This window comes from Streptomyces sp. NBC_01410 (assembly GCF_045040195.1).
In the GTDB taxonomy this organism is placed as follows: Bacteria; Actinomycetota; Actinomycetes; order Streptomycetales; family Streptomycetaceae; genus Streptomyces.
The window spans coordinates 2388867-2408329 of sequence record NZ_CP109530.1; the positions used below are offsets into that span (position 1 = coordinate 2388867).

Sequence of the window (19463 nt, forward strand, 5' to 3'; positions counted from 1 at the left end):
TGCAACCTTACGCACCTGACGGTCCGTCAGGAAGCGGGTTCGGCGACGCCCGCGCCGCCCCCCGCCGGCGACCGCCACAGCGCCTGCTCCCCTACTGCGAGTTGAGGGCTGGGGTTAGGGTGGCCACCGTAAGGCACTCGCGGGAGCCCGGACGTACCGGGCTGAGAGGGAGGCTGGGCGGCCTCCGACCGTACGAACCTGATCCGGGTCATGCCGGCGAAGGGAGGGGCTGGACGCCCATGTCGCGTATTTCCGAAACGCACACTTCAGATGTCCTCGTCATCGGGGGCGGAATCATCGGCCTGGTCACGGCCTGGCGAGCCGCACAGCGCGGACTGCGGGTCGCGCTCGCCGATCCCGAGCCGGGCGGCGGGGCCGCACAGGTCGCCGCGGGCATGCTCGCCGCCGTCACCGAACTGCACTACGGCGAGCAGACACTGCTCGGTCTCAACCTCGAATCGGGGCGCCGCTATCCGGCCTTCGTCGCCGAGCTGGAGGAGGCGAGCGGGCAGTCGGTCGGCTACCGCGCCTGCGGCACGCTCGCCGTCGCACTCGACGCCGACGACCGGGCGCATCTGCGTGAACTGCATGCCCTGCAGCACCGGTCCGGCCTGGAGTCGGAATGGCTGAGCGGGCGCGATTGCCGGCGCCTCGAACCGATGCTCGCGCCCGGCGTACGCGGGGGCCTGCGGGTGGACGGCGACCATCAGGTCGATCCGCGACGGCTGGCAGGGGCGCTCGTGACGGCCTGCGAGCGCGCCGGAGTGATCTTCCACCGGGGCTGGGCCGAACGGCTTTCGGTGGTACGGGACCGGGCGGCCGGAGCCGTACTGACGGACGGCGAGGAGCTCACCGCGGACCAGGTCGTCCTGGCGGGCGGCAGCCTCAGCGGCAGGCTGGGCGGCGTACCGGCAGAGGTGCTTCCCCCCGTACGGCCGGTGAAGGGCCAGGTCCTGCGGCTGACCGTGCCGACCGCGTACGCCCCCTTCCTGTCCCGGACCGTGCGGGCCGTCGTGCGCGGCAGCGATGTCTATCTGGTGCCGCGCGAGAACGGCGAGCTGGTGATCGGCGCGACGAGCGAGGAGCTCGGCTGGGACAGGACGGTCACCGCCGGCGGGGTCTACGAGCTGCTGCGCGACGCTCACGAACTGGTGCCCGGCATCACCGAGCTGCCGCTCACCGAGACCCGCGCGGGGCTGCGGCCCGCCTCCCCCGACAATGCGCCGCTGCTCGGCCCGAGCGCCCTGCCCGGTCTCCATCTGGCCACCGGCCACTACCGCAACGGGGTGCTCCTGACCCCCGTCACCGGCGATGTGCTGGCCGAGCTGCTCGTCACCGGCGTGCTGCCGGACGAGGCCCGAGCCTTCACGCCGCTGCGTTTCTCTCCCGTGCGTCTGGAGCAGCCCGCATGAACGTCTCCGTGTCCGTCTCCGTCTCCGTCAACGGCGAGGCGCGTGAACTCGCCACCGGAACGACCCTGGACCGCCTGGTCGCCGCCCTGACCGCCGCGCCGTCCGGGGTCGCCGCAGCCGTCAACGAGGCGGTCGTCCCGCGCGGCCAGTGGTCGGGCACGCTGCTCGGCGACGGCGATCGCGTCGAGGTTCTCACCGCCGTACAGGGAGGCTGAGCGCATGGCCGACGACCGTCTGACCATCGGCGACACCGCGTTCAACTCCCGGCTGATCATGGGTACGGGCGGAGCGCCCAGCCTCGACACACTCGAACGCTCCCTCGCCGCGAGCGGCACAGAACTCACCACCGTCGCGATGCGCCGCCTCGACCCGACCGTCCAGGGCTCCGTCCTGTCCGTCCTGGAGAAGCTGAACATCCGCGTCCTGCCCAATACGGCGGGGTGCTTCACGGCGGGCGAGGCCGTCCTGACCGCGCGTCTCGCGCGTGAGGCGCTCGGCACGGACTGGATCAAGCTGGAGGTCGTCGCGGACGAGCGCACGCTTCTGCCCGATCCGATCGAGCTGCTGGAGGCCGCCGAGACCCTGGTCGACGACGGCTTCACCGTGCTGCCGTACACCAACGACGACCCGGTGCTCGCCCGGAAGCTTCAGGACGTGGGCTGCGCGGCGATCATGCCGCTGGGCTCGCCGATCGGCTCCGGCCTGGGCATCCGCAACCCGCACAACTTCCAGCTGATCGTCGAGCACGCGCGCGTGCCGGTGATTCTGGACGCCGGGGCCGGTACGGCGTCCGACGCCGCGCTGGCGATGGAGCTGGGCTGCGCGGCGGTGATGCTGGCATCGGCGGTCACCCGGGCGCAGGAGCCGGTGCTGATGGCGGAGGCGATGCGGCACGCGGTGGAGGCGGGGCGGCTGGCGCGGCGGGCGGGGCGGATTCCGCGGCGGCACTTTGCGGAGGCGTCGTCGCCGGTCGAGGGCCGGGCGGTCCTGGACCCGGAACGCCCGGCGTTCTGACCGCTGCGCGGGGCGTTTTCCCCACCCCGCCCCTTCCCGAACTGGGGCTCCGCCCCAGACCCCCGACGGGGCTCCGCCCCGGACCCCGTATGCGACCTTCGGCCGCATGTCCTCAAACGCCGGACGGGCTGAATGATTCAGCCCCGCCGGCGATTGAGGAGCGGGGGTCCGGGGGCGGAGCCCCCGGTTACGGGAAGGGGCGGGGTGGGGGAAAGCCCGCCGCAGGCGCACCGGGTTCGGGGCAGCGGCCCCGAAGAACGGGCCCCGCGTCACAGCTCGGCTGCAGTACCGCTCCGGTCCCACCCCACCGCATCCGCCCCGCCAGCCATGACTCGTAGAATCTCCCGCGTGGATACGACCCTCAAGGACCCCCTCGTCGGGCAGGTGCTCGACGGCCGCTACCGCGTCGACGCGCGCATCGCAGTCGGCGGGATGGCCACGGTCTACCGGGCCGTCGACACCCGGCTCGACCGGGTGCTCGCGCTCAAGGTGATGCACCCCGCCCTCGCCACCGACGCCTCCTTCGTGGAGCGCTTCATCCGCGAGGCCAAGTCCGTGGCGCGCCTCGCCCACCCCAATGTGGTCGCGGTCTTCGACCAGGGCGCCGAGGGTGCGTACGTCTACCTGGCCATGGAGTACGTCGCTGGCTGCACGCTCCGCGACGTACTGCGCGAGCGCGGGGCGCTCCAGCCGCGGGCGGCGCTCGACATCCTGGAGCCCGTGCTGGCGGCGCTCGGCGCGGCGCACCGGGCCGGGTTCGTCCACCGGGACATGAAGCCGGAGAACGTGCTGATAGGGGACGACGGCCGGGTCAAGGTCGCCGACTTCGGTCTCGTGCGTGCGGTCGGCTCGGTCACCAACACCACCGGCACGGTGCTGGGCACGGTCTCGTACCTCGCTCCCGAGCAGATCGAGTACGGCACGTCCGACACCCGGGCCGACGTGTACGCATGTGGGGTCGTCCTCTACGAGATGCTGACCGGCTCCAAGCCGCACTCGGGTGACACCCCCGCTCAGGTCCTGTTCCAGCATATGAACGAGGACATGCCTGCGCCCTCCGCCCTGGTGCCGGGGCTCGCCGTCGAGCTCGACGAGCTCGTTGCGAGCGCCACCGCCCGCAATCCGGAGGTGCGCCCTTACGACGCGGTCGCGCTGCTCGCAGAGGCGCGCGCGGCCCGCGCCCCGCTCAGCGACGAGCAGCTGGACCTGATGCCGCCGCAGGCACTGACGGCCGATGGGGCCGAGCCCGCTGCCGGGCTCGCGCCCGCCTCGGAGGACGCCACCAGCGTGATCCCCCGCGTACTCCCCCGCGAGGAGCCCGGGGTCAACCACACCGCCCGGCTGACGATGCCGCCTCCGGAGCCGCCGGAGCGGTCCCGGCCGGCGGGACGCCGCGCCGTCCCCCGGCGCGGCCTGCTCGCCGCCCTGGTCGCGGTGCTGCTCGCGCTCGGCGTGGGCGCGGGCGTCTGGTACATCAATTCCGGGCAGTTCACGCGGGTCCCGGCCCTGATCGGCAAGACCGAGAAGGACGCCAGGCAGGAGCTGAAGAGCGCCGGACTCGATGTGAAGAAGGTCCGGTACGACTTCAGCGAAACGGTCCAGCGGGGCACGGTCATCAAGACCGACCCCGGGACGAATGAGCGCATCCGCGGCAACGGCTCGGTGACCGTCTTCGTCTCGCGCGGCCCCGAGATCGTCCGGGTCCCCGACGTCAAGGGCAAGCCGCTCGCCCAGGCCGAGAGCGAGCTGGAGAAGGCCGGTCTCGCGCCGGGCGTGGTCACCAAGGAGTTCAGCGAGGAGATCGAGCAGGGGGCGGTGATCAGCACGGACCCGGCATCCGGGACCCGCCGCAGCCCCGATTCCGCGGTCGCCGTCGTCGTCAGCAGGGGCGCGCCGATCGAGGTCCCGGCTGTGACCGGTGAGTCGGTGGACGACGCCACGAGTCAGCTCACCGGCGCGGGCTTCAAGGTCAAGATCGCCTCCGAGCAGATCAACTCCCCCGAGGAGGCGGGCTCCGTCGCCGAGCAGTCCGCGGCCGAGGGCACCCAGCTGGCTCGCGGCGACACCGTCACGCTGACGGTCTCCAAGGGCCCCCGCATGCTCGACGTCCCGGATGTCGTCGGTCTGAAGGTCGACGAGGCCACGAGCAAGCTGGAGTCGGCGGGCTTCGAGGTCAAGGTCGACAAGAGCTTCCCCTTCCTCGGCGACACGGTGGAGAGCCAGTCCGTCGCGGCGGACCAGCAGGCGCCCGAGGGCAGCACGATCACCATCAAGACCAAGGGACTGTAGTTCTCATGCGCAACCCCGTCGGCGGCCATGTCCCCGTGGCCGGCGGCCTCGCCACCACCGGTCTCGCGTACGCCCGTGAGCTGGCGGCGGAGACCGTTCAGGTCTTCGTCGCCAATCCGCGCGGCTGGGCGACGCCCGCCGGAAATCCGGCGCAGGACGAGCGGTTTCGCGCTGAGTGCGCCGCCGAGGGGATCTCGGCGTACGTCCACGCCCCGTATCTGATCAACTTCGGCTCGCACACCGAGGCGACCGCGGACAAGTCCGTGGAGTCGCTGCGGCACTCGCTGCGCCGGGGGCGCGAGATCGGCGCGAAGGGTGTGGTCGTGCACACCGGCTCGGCGACCGGCGGCCGGGCCCGTGAGGTGGCGCTGGCGCAGGTACGGGAGCGGATGCTGCCGCTGCTCGACGAACTGGCCCACGACGACGACCCGTTCCTGCTGCTGGAGTCGACGGCGGGCCAGGGCTTCTCGCTCTGCTCGCGCACGTGGGACTTCGGCCCGTACTTCGAGGCGCTCGACGAGCATCCCAGGCTGGGCGTCTGTCTGGACACCTGCCACATCTTCGCGGCGGGACACGATCTGGCGGGCCCGGACGGGATGGCGAAGACGCTGGATCTGCTGGTGGGGACGGTCGGCGAGGGGCGTCTCAAGCTGATCCACGCCAATGACTCCAAGGATGTGGCGGGCGCCCACAAGGACCGTCACGAGAACATCGGCGCAGGTCATATAGGCGAGGAGCCGTTCCGGGAGCTGATGCGGCATCCGGCGACCGAGGGCGTACCGCTGATCATCGAGACTCCCGGCGGCAAGGAGGGGCACGCGGCGGATGTGGCGCGGCTGAAGACACTCCGTTGAGAGAGCTTGATTGAGGAATACCCCTGGGGGGTATACGGTTTCTGCTGTCGGCAGGAACCGCTACCTGACGTTGGGGGCTTCTCATGCAGCACGACACCCACAGCGAGAACGCGAACCACGCGCACACGCACGAAGGTCGCGGCACGGTGAGCTGGTCGACGGCCGCTCAGGCGACGCTGCACTGTCTCACCGGCTGCGCCATCGGCGAGGTGCTCGGCATGGTCATCGGCACCGCGCTGGGCTGGGGAAACGTGCCGACGATGATCCTCGCGATCGTCCTGGCCTTCGTCTTCGGCTACTCATTCACCCTGCGTGGCGTCCTCAGGGCCGGAGTCGGCTTCAGGACCGCCTTCCGGGTCGCCCTCGCCGCCGACACCCTCTCCATCGCCGTGATGGAGCTGATCGACAACGGCGTGATCGCCCTCTGGCCGAACGCCATGGACGCGCATCTCGCGGATCTGCTCTTCTGGGGCGTGCTCGCCATCTCGCTGGCCGTCGCCTTCGTGGTTGCCACACCCGTCAACAAGTGGATGATCGGCCGCGGCAAGGGCCACGCGGTGGTGCACCAGTACCACCGCTGAAGCGCACAGCCTCGAAGCGCCCTCAGGACGATGCGGACGGCCCGGCGTGAACGGCGGCCACTCGCTCCACCCGGGGCCGCCAGTGCTCCAGGCCCGCCACCCGCAGGCCCACGACCTTCCCCGCGTCGTCGGCGCGGCGCAGCGCGAGGGCCGCGGAGAAGTCGGGATCCGCCTTGAACGCGGCCTGCTCCTCGGGCGTCATCGGCCCGCCCTGGAGCGTGAGCGTGCGCGCGCTCTCCGGGGACAGTCCGGCCGCGTGCTCCTGATCGGCAGCCGCCAGATACCGCTTGGCGGGGATGTGGAGCGCGACCAGCCGAGCGACTCTCGATCCGAGCAGGCCACGGACCGCTTCGGCGGCGTTCTCGCCATGCTCCGCCTCGTCACCGGGCACCAGGTGGTGTCCGATGTCGTGCAACAGGCCTGCGACCTGCAGTTCCTCGTCGTGTGGGTAACGATCCGCCAGGACGGCGGCGACCTGCAGACCGTGGTCGAGGATGTCCACCGGGTCGCCCGAACGGTCCGGGGTGTCCCAGACGTCCTCACAGTCGGCCAGCAGGGCCATCAGCCCGTCCGCGGACAGGGATCGGTCCCGGTTCATCGTCACTTCCTCGTCATGACACATGCGACTGCTTCTCACCGGGACCAGAATCTGCCGCACACGGCTGTCCACGGTGTGAACGCCAAGCCTCCACGCGGTGCCACGCCCGAGGGCCTGTCGTTTGGATCAGGCCGGACAGGACCTAGAGCTCGGGGCCGTCCCCGGGCTCTTCCTGGTAGGAGTAGCGCTGCTCGCGCCACGGGTCGCCGAGATTGTGATAGCCGCGCTCCTCCCAGAAGCCACGGCGGTCGGCCGTCATGTACTCCACGCCCCGGACCCATTTGGGTCCCTTCCACGCGTACAGATGCGGCACCACCAGACGCAGCGGAAAGCCGTGCTCCGCGGTGAGCAGCTCACCGTCCTTGTGCGTCGCGAAGATCGTGCGGTCCGCGACGAAGTCGGAGAGCCGCATATTGGCGCTGAATCCGTACTCGGCCCAGACCATGACATGGGTGACGTTCGCCGCCGGCGGGGCGAGCTCCACGATCGTACGGGCGGGCACACCACCCCATTCGGACCCCAGCATGCTGAACTTCGTCACGCAGTGCAGATCGGCGACGACCGTGGAGAAGGGCAGCGCCGAGAACTCCTCATGCGTCCAGCAGCGTTTGTCGCCGTCCGCCGTGGCGCCGAAAACCCTGAACTCCCAGCGGTCCGGCTTGAATTTGGGTACGGGCCCGTAGTGAGTGACCGGCCAGCCACGCTGCAGTCGCTGCCCCGGCGGAAGCTCGGACTCCTCTGACGCGCGGTATTCCCGGCTCTCCGGCTGACCCATGCCTTCAATGGTGACAGACCTGGAGGGGTGGTCATGACCAGGTCTGGCCCGATTCGGGCAACTCCTACTAAGCATGCACTTACTGGACTGCCCCGTGCCTCGGTGCGAGGATGCGCGCACCTGCCCCAGTCACACGCGCGGAAGGAGCCTCTGCGATGCAGGGCGACCCCGAGGTCATCGAGTTCCTCAATGAGCAGCTGACTGCCGAGCTGACCGCGATCAACCAGTATTTCCTGCACGCGAAGATGCAGGAGAACTTCGGCTGGACGAAGCTCGCGAAGTACACCCGGGCCGAGTCCTTCGACGAGATGAAGCACGCGGAGGTACTGACCGACCGCATCCTCTTCCTCGACGGCCTGCCGAACTACCAGCGGCTCTTCCATGTGCGCGTCGGTCAGACGGTGACCGAGATGTTCCAGGCCGACCGGCAGGTCGAGGTGGAGGCGATCGACCGCCTCAAGCGCGGCATCGAGGTGATGCGGGCCAAGGGCGACATCACGTCCGCGAACATCTTCGAGTCGATCCTGGAGGACGAGGAGCACCACATCGACTACCTCGACACACAGCTGGAGCTGGTGGAGAAGCTCGGTGAGGCGCTGTACATCGCGCAGCTGATCGAGCAGCCGGAGAGCTAGACCGGGCAGTCAGGAGTCAGCCGAGCCGGAACTACGCGGCTTCGCTGAGCTCGGGCCGCGGGGCAGGCTCGGTGTCGGCGGCCAGTACGGTCGCGCCGTTGCCCTGCTCGAGCAGTTCCCGGCGGGGGCAGGCACCACGGCCCAGCAGCCCCTGAATACGGCGCACGCACGATCCGCAGTCGGTACCGGCCTTGGAGACCGACGCGATCTGGCGGGGAGTGCAGGCACCGGCATCCGCGTGTTCCTTCACCTGCTTCTCGGTGATGCCGAAGCACGAGCAGACGTACACGCGGTTCACCTCCCGGGGCGGGATCGATGGGTGGCGCCTTCCCGATGATCGGTGAGGCTAACCTAACCTTACCCGGCGGGACGGGTCCGTAAAAGCCCCGGATATACCGATGGGGCGCGGATCACATCGATCCGCGCCCCACCGTCGTTGATCCGTCACTACGGGTCCGCCTACTGGTCCCGGTACATCTCCGCGACCAGGAAGGCCAGGTCCAGGGACTGGCTGCGGTTCAGTCGCGGGTCGCAGGCCGTCTCGTAGCGCTGGTGCAGATCGTCGACGAAGATCTCGTCGCCGCCGCCCACGCACTCGGTGACATCGTCACCGGTGAGCTCGACATGGATGCCGCCCGGGTGCGTGCCGAGGGCCTTGTGGACCTCGAAGAAGCCCTTGACCTCGTCGAGCACGTCGTCGAAGCGGCGGGTCTTGTGACCGGATGCCGCCTCGAAGGTGTTGCCGTGCATCGGGTCGGTCACCCAGGCCACCGTGGCACCGGAGGCCGTGACCTTCTCGACCAGCTCGGGGAGCTTGTCGCGGACCTTGTCGGCGCCCATACGGACGACGAAGGTCAGCCGGCCCGGCTCGCGGTCGGGGTCGAGCTTCTCGATGTACTGCAGCGCCTCGTCGACCGTGGTCGTCGGGCCGAGCTTCACACCGATCGGGTTGCGGATCCGCGAGGCGAATTCGATGTGCGCGCCGTCGAGCTGGCGGGTGCGCTCACCGATCCAGACCATGTGGCCGGAGGTGTTGTACAGCTGGCTGGTCCGCGAGTCGGTGCGGGTCAGCGCGCCTTCGTAGTCGAGCAGCAGCGCCTCGTGGGAGGAGTAGAACTCGACCGTGCGGAACTCCGCCGGGTCGGTGCCGCATGCCTTCATGAAGTTCAGCGCGTTGTCGATCTCCCGCGCGAGCTGCTCGTAGCGCTGCCCGGAGGGGGACGACTTCACGAAGTCCTGGTTCCAGGCGTGCACCTGGCGCAGGTCGGCGTAGCCGCCGGTGGTGAAGGCTCGCACCAGATTGAGCGTCGCCGCGGAGGCGTTGTACATCCGCTTGAGGCGCTCGGGGTCCGGGATCCGGGCGGCCTCGGTGAAGTCGAAGCCGTTGACGGAGTCGCCCCGGTAGGTGGGCAGCGTCACGCCGTCGCGGGTCTCGGTCGGCTTGGAGCGCGGCTTGGAGTACTGGCCGGCGATGCGGCCGACCTTGACCACGGGCACGGACGCGGCATAGGTGAGCACCGCGCCCATCTGCAGCAGGGTCTTGAGCTTGTTGCGGATGTGGTCGGCGGACACGGCGTCGAAGGCCTCGGCGCAGTCGCCGCCCTGGAGCAGGAACGCCTCGCCCTTGGCGACGGCTCCCATCCGGGCGCGCAGCTGGTCGCACTCGCCCGCGAAGACGAGCGGCGGATACGACTCGAGGTCCGCGACGACATCGCGCAGAGCCTCGGCATCGGGGTACTCGGGCTGCTGCGCCGCGGGCAGGTCTCGCCAGGTGTTGCCACCGACAGCGGTGGTCTTAGCGTTCACGGTCACCCTGACCACACTACGTGGTCGTGTCGGCCGTCCATTCCGCTGCTCAGTAAATGAGACGAACGCGTCAGGCCGCACAGTCGGGGAACCGGCATCGGGTAGGGTTCGGCGCATGTTCGCGCATTCGACTCAGACCTGGTGGTGGACCGCACATCCGGCGGCCCACTGACTGATCGCGCGCAACAGGATCGCGAAGGCCGCCCGAGGGGCGGCCTTCAGTGTTTCCCGGGTCCGGGGACAGCGGCCGTTCCTCCCACCCGGAAGGAACACCCCGGATGCCCATCAGCCGACTGCTCGACGACGACTGCCCTCCCTTCGCCCTGCTGCGCAGGCGCACTCCCGGCCGCGACCACGACACCGTCGAGGTCCTGATCGGCGCGGTGCACGAGGCGGAGCGGCTCGCCGACATCCCCGCCACCGACCGTCCCTCGCTCGCCCTGGTCCCGTTCCGCCAGATCAGGGAGCGCGGCTTCGACGTAGGCGACGACGGGACGCCGCTGTCCGTGCTCGTGGCCGACGAATCGTACGAACTCCCCCTCGCCGACGCCCTGTCGCAGCTTCCCGCCCATGACGTACGGGTCGAGGGCGGGGCCTTCGACGTCGGCGACGAGGAGTACGCGGGCATCGTCCGGCGCGTCATCGAGGACGAGATCGGCCGCGGCGAGGGCGCGAACTTCGTCATCCGCCGCACCTACACCGGCCGCATCCCCGGCTTCGGCCGGGCCGACGCGCTTGCCCTTTTCCGGCGGCTGCTCGACGGCGAGCGCGGTGCGTACTGGACCTTCGTCGTGCACACCGGCGAGCGCACCCTCGTCGGGGCCAGCCCCGAGGTCCATGTCCGGATGAGCGGAGGCACCGTCGTGATGAACCCCATCAGCGGCACCTTCCGCTATCCGCCCGAGGGCCCCACCCCCGAGGCACTGCTCCGCTTCCTGGAGGACCGCAAGGAGCGCGACGAGCTCTCCATGGTCGTCGACGAGGAGCTGAAGATGATGTGCACCGTCGGCGACATGGGCGGCGTCGTCGTCGGGCCCCGGCTCAAGGAGATGGCTCATCTCGCGCACACGGAGTACGAGTTGCGGGGCAGGAGTTCCCTCGATGTACGGGACGTGCTGCGGGAGACGATGTTCGCGGCGACCGTCACCGGCTCGCCCGTGCAAAACGCCTGCCGCGTCATCGAGCGCCACGAGGTGGGCGGGCGCGGCTACTACGCGGGTGCGCTCGCGCTGATCGGCAGGGACGCGGGCGGGGCACAGACCCTCGACTCCCCGATTCTGATCCGTACCGCCGACATCGACGCCGGCGGGTCCCTGCGGGTGCCGGTCGGGGCCACGCTGGTGCGGCACTCCGACCCGGCGGGCGAGGTCGCCGAGACACACGCCAAGGCGGCGGGGGTGCTGGCCGCGCTGGGAGTTCGCCCGGGGCGGCCCCGCGAGGACGCCGGGCGGCCGGGGCTCGCCGACGACTCAAGGGTGCGGGCCGCGCTCGACGCCCGCCGCGCCGACCTCGCGCCCTTCTGGCTGCGGATGCAGGAGCGGTCCGCGCAGTTGTCGGGCCACGCCCTGGTCGTCGACGGCGAGGACACCTTCACCGCGATGCTGGCGCATCTGCTGCGCTCCACCGGCCTGGAGGTGACCGTACGCCGGTACGACGAGCCGGGCCTGCGCGAGAGGGTGCTCGCGCACCCGGGGCCGGTGGTACTGGGTCCGGGGCCGGGCGATCCCGGCGACGCCGCCGACCCGAAGATGCACTTCCTGCGCGCGCTCGCCGCGGAGCTGATGCGCGATCACCGCCGCGGGCTGCTCGGTGTCTGCCTCGGGCATGAGCTGATGGCCGCGGAGCTGGGCCTGGAGATCGTACGGAAGGACACGCCGTACCAGGGGACGCAGGAGCGTATCGACTTCTTCGGGCGCGAGGAGACGGTGGGGTTCTACAACAGCTTTACGGCGCGGTGCGATGACGCGGCGGCGGTGGGGCTGGGGGCGCGCGGGGTCGAGGTCGCGCGCGACGCGGCGTCGGCGGAGGTGCACGCGGTGCGGGGCGCGGGCTTTGCGGGGATCCAGTTCCACCCGGAGTCGGTGCTGACGCTGCGGGGGCCGGAGGTGGTGCGGGGGCTGGTCGCGTCGATGACGGGGGCGGCGGGGCGGGCCTGATTTTCCTTGACCGGGGCTCCGCCCCGGACCCCGCTCGCGGCCGAAGGTCGCGTGCGGGGTCCGGGGCGGAGCCCCAGCCTCAGCCGAAGAAGACCCCGACCTCCTCGTACAGCTTCGGGTCGACCGTCTTCAGCTTCGCCGTGGCCTCGGCAATCGGCACCCGCACAATGTCCGTGCCCTGCAGCGCCACCATCTTCCCGAAGTCCCCGTCCCGCACCGCGTCGATCGCGTGCAGCCCGAAGCGCGTCGCCAGCCAGCGGTCGAACGCGCTGGGGGTGCCGCCGCGCTGGACATGGCCGAGGACCGTGGTGCGGGCCTCCTTGCCCGTTCGCCGCTCGATCTCCTTGGCCAGCCACTCACCGACTCCGGAGAGCCGGACATGTCCGAAGGAGTCGAGCGAGCCGTCCTTGAGGACCGCCTCGCCGTCCTTGGGCATGGCGCCCTCGGCGACCACCACGATCGGTGCGTAGCTGGCCTTGAAACGCGAGGTCACCCAGGCGCAGACCTGGTCGACGTCGAAGCGCTGCTCGGGAATGAGGATGACATTGGCGCCGCCGGCGAGACCGGAGTGCAGGGCGATCCAGCCCGCGTGCCGCCCCATCACCTCCACCACGAGGACACGCATATGGGATTCGGCGGTGGTGTGGAGCCGGTCGATCGCCTCGGTCGCGATGCCGACCGCCGTGTTGAAGCCGAAGGTGTAGTCGGTGGCGGACAGGTCGTTGTCGATGGTCTTGGGCACACCGACGCATTTGATGCCGTACTCGTCGTAGAGCCGCGCGGCCACACCGAGGGTGTCCTCGCCGCCGATCGCGATCAGGGCGTCGACCTCGTTCTTGGCGAGGTTGTCCTTGATGCGGCGGATGCCGTTCTCCGCCTTGAGGGGGTTGGTGCGCGAAGAGCCGAGGATGGTGCCGCCGCGGGGCAGAATGCCGCGTACGGCCGGGATGTCGAGCGCAACCGTGTCGCCTTCGAGGGGGCCGCGCCAGCCGTCGCGATAGCCGACGAACTCGTATCCGTACTCCTGCACGCCCTTGCGGACGACGCCACGGATGACCGCATTGAGCCCGGGGCAGTCGCCGCCCCCGGTCAGTACTCCGACGCGCATGGAAACTTCCCTTCGCCTGGTGAGCCGTAGGACCGCCACGCTAATGGTGATCCAGGTCACTAAGGGATGGGGCGAAGGGTCAATTCCTCTTCGTCATGCGGCGGTTGACGCCCGTCTTTCACCCGTACGAGTAGCGACCGAAGGGCGGGAAGGTCACGCGTCGTCCAGGCCGCGCTCGATCGCGTACCGCACGAGCTCCACGCGGTTGTGCAACTGGAGTTTGCCGAGGGTGTTCTGGACGTGGTTCTGGACGGTGCGGTGGGAGATGACCAGACGCTCGGCGATCTGCTTGTACGAGAGCCCCTTGGCGACGAGCCGCAGCACCTCGGTCTCGCGCTCGGTCAGCTGCGGGGCCTTCGGCTCGTCCCCGCCGGACGACGGCGCGGGCTCGGAGGCCAGCCGGCGGTACTCACCGAGCACCAGGCCCGCGAGGCCCGGCGTGAAGACCGGATCGCCGACAGCGGTGCGCCGCACGGCGTCCGTCAGCTCCTCCGTACTGGCCGACTTGAGCAGATAGCCCGTCGCCCCGGACTTCACCGCCTCCAGGACGTCCGCGTGCTCACCGCTCGCGGAGAGCACCAGGACCCGCAGGCCTGGGTGGGAGCCGACGAGCTCCTTGCACACCTGGACGCCGGGCATCCCGGGGAGGTTGAGGTCGAGGACGAGTACGTCGGGTGTGACGGCGCGGGCGCGGCGCACGGCCTGCGGGCCGTCACCGGCGGTCGCGACCACGTCGAACCCGGCCGCACCCAGATCCCGGGCGACGGCGTCCCGCCACATCGGGTGGTCGTCGACGACCATCACCCTGATCGTCTGCTGCTCCGTCATTTCTCTGCCTTCCCCCGTGGAACCTTCAACTCGACTTCTGTGCCCTGGCCCGGGACGGAGATCAGCTCCGCCGAACCGCCCAACTCCCGCAGCCGCCCGCGGATCGACAGGGCGACTCCGAGCCTGCCCTCGCCCTCCGCCTGCGCCAGTCTGCCTTCCGGGATGCCCGGGCCGTCGTCCCGTACCGTCACGATCACCTCGTCCGGCCAGTCCTCGACCAGGATCCAGGCCTGGGCGTCCTGACCCGCATGTCTGGTGACATTGTCCAGGGCGGCACTGACAGCGGCGGCCAGCTCCACGGCCGCGGCGGCCGGCAGCAGGACCGGGGCGCCCGGCTCGGAGAGTGTCACCTTCGACCCGGCGTGGCGGGCCAGCAGCGACCGCAGATCCTGGAGTTCGGGCCCGCCGGACGGCTCGTCGTCCACGTCGACCGTGCGGACCACCGCGCCCTGCGAGGCGTCCTGTGACGCGCGCATCGTGGGCACCAGACCGCTGGAGACCAGGGTGCGCAGCGCGACCTCCTGCTCCCCCGCCATCCGGCCGAGCTCCGCGGCCTCGCCGCCGAGAGCCGTACCGCGTCGCTGCACCATCGCCAGCACCTGGAGCACGCTGTCGTGGATGTCGCGGGCGAGGCGCTCCCGCTCGCGGGTCGCGGCCTCGATCTCCAGGGCGCGGGCGAGGGTGCGTTCGGAGGCGCGGGCGACCTCGACGACGTAGCCGATGGCGATGGAGGCGACCCAGACCAGCAGTACGTTGTGGAAGGTGTCCCGGCTGGGCTCGCCGCGCTCGATGATGTTGGCCACGGCGACGAACGACGAGGCGAAGCCCGCCCAGCGCCAGCCGCCCTTGAGGGCGAATGCGAGGACGGAACCCGCGGTCCAAATCGTCGGCAGGGTGGGCCCGTCGACCTGCTGCGCCTGGAAGTCGGCGAGCGGGGTGAGCAGTATGCCGGTGAGCGCGATGGTGAGATCGGCGATCAGGAACCGCTTGGTGCAGCGGGTCGCGTTGGCCACCTTGGGCAGCGTGACCAGCGTCCATACGCTCATCACCGCGAGGAAGGCGATCGCCACCCAGGGGCGCTCGAACTTGTCGGGGATGAAGGCGAACAGCAGCACCGCGTAGATCATGGTCAGTACGCGGTATCCGGCGAGCGCACGCCACAGCGGCAGCTCGACCGACATCCGCACGACACGCTCGCGCTTGGCCATTTCCCCCACCCCAGGACGGACTGCGCGGCTACGCGGCCGGCCTGCCCGTCGACTCTTCCGTGTCCGGCTTATCCGCCTCGGCTGCCTTCTCTGCCTTCTCCGCCGCCTTCGCGGCGGCCTTCTCTGCCTTCTCCGCCTCCGCGATCTGACGCTTCGCGGCGGTCGCGTAGATGTCGACGTACTCCTGGCCCGAGAGCTTCATGATCTCGTACATGACCTCGTCGGTCACCGAGCGCAGGATGAAGCGGTCGTGCTCCATGCCCTGGTAGCGGCTGAAGTCGAGCGGCTTGCCGATCCGGATCCCCGGGCGCATCAGCTTGGGGACCACCTTGCCGGGCGGCTGGATCTTCTCGGTGTCGATCATCGCGACCGGGATGACCGGAGCGCCCGTCGCGAGCGCCACGCGCGCGAGGCCGCCGGGCTTGCCGCGGTAGAGACGGCCGTCCGGGGAGCGGGTGCCCTCCGGGTAGATGCCGAACAGCCCGCCGCCCTCGATGACGTCGATACCGGCCTTTATCGCCGCCTCGCCCGCGCCGCGGGCGCCCGAGCGGTCCACCGGGAGCTGGCCGACGCCCTTGAAGAAGGCGGCGGTGAGCCTGCCCTTCACCCCGGGCGAGGTGAAGTACTCCGCCTTGGCGATGAAGGTGACCTTGCGGTCGAGCACCGCGGGGAGGAAGAAGGAGTCCGAGAAGGACAGATGATTGCTTGCGAGGATCGCCGGTCCGTCGGCGGGAATGTTCTCCAGTCCCTCCACCCAGGGCCTGAAGGCAAGCTTCAGCGAGCCTCCGATGGAGAACTTCATTGCGCCGTAGATCAACTCTGGTGCCTCCTGTGTGCTGTCGAACAGACCTTAACCCGAGGCGGGCCAGGGATCCCTGTGCTGGGGGGCCTACGGACCTGGTCGGTGTCAGTCCGGTCGCGTACGGTGAAGTACACCTTCACGACACTGACGCTGTGCCTGACCGGGGCCTGCCATATCAGCGGCCATGCCGCGGGCCCCGAACCCCGAAAGGAGACCCCGGTGCCGGTCCTTCCTGGAGCTGAGCCCTTCCGTCATGAGGGCGGCGAGGTCGGCGTCCTCCTCTGTCACGGATTCACCGGTTCCCCGCAGTCGCTGCGCCCCTGGGCCGAGTATCTGGCGGAGCGCGGACTGACCGTGTCCCTGCCGCTGCTGCCCGGGCACGGCACGCGCTGGCAGGACATGCAGGTCACGGGCTGGCAGGACTGGTACGCCGAGGTGGACCGCGAGCTGCGGTTGCTGCTGGAGCGGTGCAGCCAGGTCTTCGTCTTCGGGCTCTCCATGGGCGGCGCGCTGACACTGCGTCTGGCCGCGAAGCACGGCGACTCGGTCAGCGGCATCGTCGTGGTCAACCCCGCGAACAAGGTCCACGGCCTGTCGGCACACGCCCTGCCGGTCATGCGGCACCTGGTGCCCACGACCAAGGGACTGACGAGCGACATCGCCAAGGAGGGCTCGGTGGAGGTCGGATACGACCGGGTGCCACTGCACGCCGCGCACTCCCTGCGGAACTTCTTCCGGCTGGTCGACGGCGAGCTGCCGCAGGTCACCCAGCCGATGCTGCTGCTGCACAGCCCGCAGGACCATGTGGTCCCGCCGGTCGACTCGGCCCGCATCCTCAGCCGGGTCTCCTCGACCGACGTCACGGAGATCCTGCTGGAACAGAGCTACCACGTGGCGACGTTGGACCACGATGCGGAGCGGATTTTCGACGAGAGTTACGCGTTCATCGGCCGCCTCGCTCCGAGTGTCGGGAAGAAGGGGAGCACCACCGGTGGCTGAGCAGCACGACGCGGACCGCGAGCCGCAGCCGATCGACGAGGAGGCCGCCTGGGCGGCCATCGTCGCGGGGTACGGCGAGGAGCCGGCCGACCCGCCGGGTGCCAAGCCGTTCAAGTCGGTGGACGACCTCGCCCTGCTGGAGGGCGATCTGAACGAGACCCCGAAGCGCGCCCCGAAGGAGCGCCCGGCCGGGCCGGAGTCGGAGCCCGACGCGGACGACGCCGGGGACGGGGACGCGGACCGGCCGGCGCTGGGGAGCTCCATCACCTTCGCGCCGGGCGTCGGCGGCCCGCGCGACTACCAGGTGGCCGAGCCCCAGGACGAGGACCTCGACGACGGCGACGAGGGCCACTTCGTACCGCCGGAGCCGCCGCCGCTGCCGGAGGCGGATGTCACGGCCAGGTTCGCCTGGCTCGCGGTCGTCGGCGGCCCGGTGCTGATGCTGATCGCGGTGCTGCTGCAGTGGGACATGACGTGGTGGCTGACCACGCTGTGCGTGGGCGGATTCCTGGGCGGCTTCGCCACTCTGGTTGCCCGGATGTCGCACGGCGACGACGAGGACGACGACGACCCGGGCCGCGGCGCGGTGGTGTAGCCGTAGCCGTTCAGGCCTTTCAGGTCCCGGGGACCCGCAGCGCGGCCAGCACCGGAAGGTGGTCCGTCGCCGCGCGCAGGTCGGCCTCGGTGATCCCCGGGAGGCCCAGCGGCACACCGCATCCCAGCACCTCGACGCCCTGTGCGGCGAAGATCGCGTCGATCCGCTGGTGCGGGTTGTCCGGCGTCGAGGTGTACTCACCGCCCCAGGGCGCGACCGCCCAGCAGTCCTGCAGCGACTCGGCGAGCCTGCGGAAGCTGCGGCCTGTGGGCCGCTCGTTGATATCGCCCGCCGCGATCGCGTACGGCACGTCCATCGCGTCGAGCCGGTCGAGCAGCATCCCGGCCTGTGCGTAGCGCTCGTCGCTCCGCAGGCTCAGATGACAGCTGAGCAGTCCGATCCGGGCGCCCCCGATCCGTACGACGGCGGTGGCGAAGCCGCGCCGGTGCAGTCCGGGGGTGAGCGGCAGCAGCACGTCCTGCGTACGCTCCACCGTCGCGCGCAGCGAGCAGAGCAGGAGCGGCCCGGTGGCGGTCGCACCGCCCGTCAGGACCACGAGCTCGCTCTTGGCAGCGAGCCGGGCGGCGTGTTTGCGCCAGCGGAAGAAGCGCGGGGCCTCCTGGACGAAGACCAGGTCGGGCCGGCAGGCGCGGATCACCCGGGCCAGCGCGTCCTCGTCGTCACGCAGGGAGCGGATGTTGTAGCTGAGCACCCGGATCACTGCCGAACCGTCCGGCTCGGTGCGGGAGTTGGGCAGCGGGCTCGTCGTCGCCATGGCGATCAAGATACGACAGCGCCCGCCGCTCCCCCATGGGGCGCGACGGGCACGGCCACTCGTGTCGGGGGCCGGCTAGCCCTGGCGTGCCAGGTCCGCCGCGCCCACCAGGCCCGCCTTGCCGCCCAGTTGGGCAGCGAGCACCTGGGCGTGCGGACGCCACTGGCCGCCGATCAGCCAGCGGCGGAATGAGTTGCGGATCGGGTCGAGGACCAGCTCGCCCTCGTCCGAGACCCCGCCGCCCACGATGAACGCGGACGGGTCGAAGAGCGAGGCGAGATCGGCCAGACCGGCGCCTGCCCAGCGGGCCAGCTCGCGGAACGAGTCGATCGCGACCGGGTCGCCCTGGCGGGCGGCCGCGCTGATGTGCTTGCCGTCGATGCCCGCGACCGTGCCGTCGCCGAGGCCGAGAAGCACCGTCGCGTTCTCGGGGGTGGCGTTGGCGCGCTGCTTGGCGTACCGCACGAGGGCACGCCCGGAGGCGTACTGCTCCCAGCAGCCCTGGCTTCCGCAGCCGCACAGCAGCCCGTCCGGGACCACCCGGATGTGGCCGAACTCCGCCGCCACGCCGAAGCGTCCGCGGCGCAGCTTGTTGCCGATGATGATGCCGCCGCCGAGCCCGGTGCCGAGGGTGATGCAGATGACGTCCTCGTGGCCCTGGCCGGCGCCGAAGCGGTACTCGCCCCAGGCGGCCGCGTTCGCGTCGTTCTCGACGACCACGGGGAGGCCGACGCGCTGTTCGACCTTGTCCTTCAGCGGCTCGTGGCGCCATTGGATGTTCGGCGCGAACAGGACGGTGGCGCGCTTGTCGTCGACGTATCCCGCGGCTCCGATGCCCACGGCCTCGATGTCGTGCCCCTCGCCGGCCCCGGCCACGGCGGAGCAGATCGCGTCGACAATGCCCTCGGGGGTCGACGGGGTGGGCACCGTGTACGTCTCAAGAATGGTGCCCTCTTCGTCGACCACGCCGGCCGCGATCTTGGTGCCGCCGATGTCGACGCCGATGGTGAGTCCCATGTGTCCCTCAG

21 protein-coding genes and 1 riboswitch are annotated in these 19463 nt (G+C 70.5%); of the genes, 11 read left to right on the top strand and 10 right to left on the bottom strand.

Annotated features, from left to right (window positions below; translation table 11 throughout):
* The first annotated feature begins 129 nt into the window (after positions 1–129).
* Positions 130–242, top strand: a riboswitch (TPP riboswitch).
* From thiO to OG741_RS11050, 6 genes are all read left to right on the top strand, one after another.
* Entirely contained in the window at positions 240–1412 is a 1173-nt protein-coding gene (gene thiO, locus OG741_RS11025; RefSeq protein ID WP_405596636.1) for a glycine oxidase ThiO, read from the top strand. Its footprint overlaps the riboswitch before it by 3 nt.
* Complete coding sequence (thiS, locus tag OG741_RS11030) at positions 1409–1627, top strand: sulfur carrier protein ThiS (protein WP_405596637.1); 219 nt, start codon at positions 1409–1411, stop codon at positions 1625–1627. Before thiO ends, thiS begins: the two co-directional genes overlap by 4 nt.
* Before the next feature lie 4 nt (positions 1628–1631).
* Positions 1632–2426 (top strand): thiazole synthase, encoded by a 795-nt coding sequence (locus tag OG741_RS11035; RefSeq protein ID WP_266477335.1) that lies wholly within the window; start codon positions 1632–1634, stop codon positions 2424–2426.
* 348 nt (positions 2427–2774) lie between these two features.
* The gene (gene pknB / locus OG741_RS11040) at positions 2775–4715 is read left to right on the top strand and encodes a Stk1 family PASTA domain-containing Ser/Thr kinase (RefSeq protein ID WP_405596639.1); all 1941 of its coding nucleotides are present in this window, start codon (positions 2775–2777) and stop codon (positions 4713–4715) included.
* A gap of 5 nt (positions 4716–4720) precedes the next feature.
* On the top strand, positions 4721–5569 hold the full coding sequence (locus tag OG741_RS11045) for a deoxyribonuclease IV (protein WP_405596640.1): 849 nt from the start codon (positions 4721–4723) through the stop codon (positions 5567–5569).
* Positions 5570–5652: 83 nt separating this feature from the next.
* On the top strand, positions 5653–6150 hold the full coding sequence (locus OG741_RS11050) for a DUF4396 domain-containing protein (protein ID WP_405596641.1): 498 nt from the start codon (positions 5653–5655) through the stop codon (positions 6148–6150).
* 22 nt (positions 6151–6172) lie between these two features.
* Here the strand turns inward: OG741_RS11050 and OG741_RS11055 are convergent, their stop codons facing one another.
* Both OG741_RS11055 and OG741_RS11060 read right to left on the bottom strand, forming a co-directional pair.
* Positions 6173–6748 (bottom strand): HD domain-containing protein, encoded by a 576-nt coding sequence (locus OG741_RS11055; RefSeq protein ID WP_405596642.1) that lies wholly within the window; start codon positions 6746–6748, stop codon positions 6173–6175.
* Positions 6749–6890: 142 nt separating this feature from the next.
* Positions 6891–7523, bottom strand: coding sequence for a sulfite oxidase-like oxidoreductase (locus tag OG741_RS11060; protein WP_405596643.1), 633 nt, complete (start codon positions 7521–7523; stop codon positions 6891–6893).
* Positions 7524–7678: 155 nt separating this feature from the next.
* Between OG741_RS11060 and bfr the strand changes: the two genes are divergently transcribed.
* On the top strand, positions 7679–8158 hold the full coding sequence (bfr, locus tag OG741_RS11065; RefSeq protein ID WP_142216594.1) for a bacterioferritin: 480 nt from the start codon (positions 7679–7681) through the stop codon (positions 8156–8158).
* A gap of 31 nt (positions 8159–8189) precedes the next feature.
* Here the strand turns inward: bfr and OG741_RS11070 are convergent, their stop codons facing one another.
* Both OG741_RS11070 and OG741_RS11075 read right to left on the bottom strand, forming a co-directional pair.
* Complete coding sequence (locus OG741_RS11070; RefSeq protein ID WP_405596644.1) at positions 8190–8456, bottom strand: bacterioferritin-associated ferredoxin; 267 nt, start codon at positions 8454–8456, stop codon at positions 8190–8192.
* Positions 8457–8617: 161 nt separating this feature from the next.
* Positions 8618–9970, bottom strand: a complete 1353-nt coding sequence (locus OG741_RS11075) for a class II 3-deoxy-7-phosphoheptulonate synthase (protein WP_405596646.1) — start codon at positions 9968–9970, stop codon at positions 8618–8620.
* A 109-nt stretch (positions 9971–10079) separates the two neighbouring features.
* Between OG741_RS11075 and OG741_RS11080 the strand changes: the two genes are divergently transcribed.
* Both OG741_RS11080 and OG741_RS11085 read left to right on the top strand, forming a co-directional pair.
* Positions 10080–10136, top strand: coding sequence for a trp operon leader peptide (locus OG741_RS11080; protein ID WP_073723848.1), 57 nt, complete (start codon positions 10080–10082; stop codon positions 10134–10136).
* Between the two features lie 106 nt (positions 10137–10242).
* On the top strand, positions 10243–12120 hold the full coding sequence (locus tag OG741_RS11085; protein WP_405596647.1) for an anthranilate synthase family protein: 1878 nt from the start codon (positions 10243–10245) through the stop codon (positions 12118–12120).
* 79 nt (positions 12121–12199) lie between these two features.
* Here the strand turns inward: OG741_RS11085 and OG741_RS11090 are convergent, their stop codons facing one another.
* From OG741_RS11090 to OG741_RS11105, 4 genes are all read right to left on the bottom strand, one after another.
* Positions 12200–13228: a 6-phosphofructokinase gene (locus tag OG741_RS11090; RefSeq protein WP_405596648.1), complete on the bottom strand. Its 1029-nt coding sequence runs from the start codon at positions 13226–13228 to the stop codon at positions 12200–12202.
* A gap of 153 nt (positions 13229–13381) precedes the next feature.
* The gene (locus OG741_RS11095) at positions 13382–14056 is read right to left on the bottom strand and encodes a response regulator transcription factor (RefSeq protein WP_266477318.1); all 675 of its coding nucleotides are present in this window, start codon (positions 14054–14056) and stop codon (positions 13382–13384) included.
* Positions 14053–15264: a MacS family sensor histidine kinase gene (gene macS, locus OG741_RS11100; RefSeq protein ID WP_405596649.1), complete on the bottom strand. Its 1212-nt coding sequence runs from the start codon at positions 15262–15264 to the stop codon at positions 14053–14055. The genes OG741_RS11095 and macS overlap by 4 nt, the downstream gene beginning before the upstream one ends.
* Before the next feature lie 28 nt (positions 15265–15292).
* A complete protein-coding gene (locus OG741_RS11105) occupies positions 15293–16066 on the bottom strand; it encodes a lysophospholipid acyltransferase family protein (RefSeq protein ID WP_405605508.1) in 774 nt (257 codons plus the stop codon).
* A 219-nt stretch (positions 16067–16285) separates the two neighbouring features.
* Here OG741_RS11105 and OG741_RS11110 point away from each other — a divergent pair, with 219 nt between their 5' ends.
* Positions 16286–17065 (top strand): alpha/beta hydrolase, encoded by a 780-nt coding sequence (locus OG741_RS11110; RefSeq protein ID WP_405605510.1) that lies wholly within the window; start codon positions 16286–16288, stop codon positions 17063–17065.
* Positions 17058–17660 (top strand): hypothetical protein, encoded by a 603-nt coding sequence (locus tag OG741_RS11115; protein WP_405596650.1) that lies wholly within the window; start codon positions 17058–17060, stop codon positions 17658–17660. Before OG741_RS11110 ends, OG741_RS11115 begins: the two co-directional genes overlap by 8 nt.
* A gap of 19 nt (positions 17661–17679) precedes the next feature.
* Here the strand turns inward: OG741_RS11115 and OG741_RS11120 are convergent, their stop codons facing one another.
* Positions 17680–18435, bottom strand: a complete 756-nt coding sequence (locus OG741_RS11120; protein ID WP_405596651.1) for an endonuclease/exonuclease/phosphatase family protein — start codon at positions 18433–18435, stop codon at positions 17680–17682.
* 75 nt (positions 18436–18510) lie between these two features.
* Positions 18511–19452 carry an ROK family glucokinase gene (locus OG741_RS11125; RefSeq protein ID WP_324973909.1) on the bottom strand — a complete coding sequence of 314 codons (942 nt, stop codon included), beginning with the start codon at positions 19450–19452 and terminating at the stop codon, positions 18511–18513.
* Positions 19453–19463 lie beyond the last annotated feature (11 nt).

Coding starts and splice junctions, on each gene's coding strand:
- thiO (WP_405596636.1), top strand. CDS start 240: ATGTCGCGTATTTCCGAAACGCACACTTCAGATGTCCTCGTCATCGGG.
- thiS (WP_405596637.1), top strand. CDS start 1,409: ATGAACGTCTCCGTGTCCGTCTCCGTCTCCGTCAACGGCGAGGCGCGT.
- OG741_RS11035 (WP_266477335.1), top strand. CDS start 1,632: ATGGCCGACGACCGTCTGACCATCGGCGACACCGCGTTCAACTCCCGG.
- OG741_RS11045 (WP_405596640.1), top strand. CDS start 4,721: ATGCGCAACCCCGTCGGCGGCCATGTCCCCGTGGCCGGCGGCCTCGCC.
- OG741_RS11050 (WP_405596641.1), top strand. CDS start 5,653: ATGCAGCACGACACCCACAGCGAGAACGCGAACCACGCGCACACGCAC.
- OG741_RS11055 (WP_405596642.1), bottom strand. CDS start 6,748: ATGAACCGGGACCGATCCCTGTCCGCGGACGGGCTGATGGCCCTGCTG.
- OG741_RS11060 (WP_405596643.1), bottom strand. CDS start 7,523: ATGGGTCAGCCGGAGAGCCGGGAATACCGCGCGTCAGAGGAGTCCGAG.
- bfr (WP_142216594.1), top strand. CDS start 7,679: ATGCAGGGCGACCCCGAGGTCATCGAGTTCCTCAATGAGCAGCTGACT.
- OG741_RS11085 (WP_405596647.1), top strand. CDS start 10,243: ATGCCCATCAGCCGACTGCTCGACGACGACTGCCCTCCCTTCGCCCTG.
- OG741_RS11090 (WP_405596648.1), bottom strand. CDS start 13,228: ATGCGCGTCGGAGTACTGACCGGGGGCGGCGACTGCCCCGGGCTCAAT.
- OG741_RS11095 (WP_266477318.1), bottom strand. CDS start 14,056: ATGACGGAGCAGCAGACGATCAGGGTGATGGTCGTCGACGACCACCCG.
- macS (WP_405596649.1), bottom strand. CDS start 15,264: ATGGCCAAGCGCGAGCGTGTCGTGCGGATGTCGGTCGAGCTGCCGCTG.
- OG741_RS11105 (WP_405605508.1), bottom strand. CDS start 16,066: ATGAAGTTCTCCATCGGAGGCTCGCTGAAGCTTGCCTTCAGGCCCTGG.
- OG741_RS11120 (WP_405596651.1), bottom strand. CDS start 18,435: ATGGCGACGACGAGCCCGCTGCCCAACTCCCGCACCGAGCCGGACGGT.
- OG741_RS11125 (WP_324973909.1), bottom strand. CDS start 19,452: ATGGGACTCACCATCGGCGTCGACATCGGCGGCACCAAGATCGCGGCC.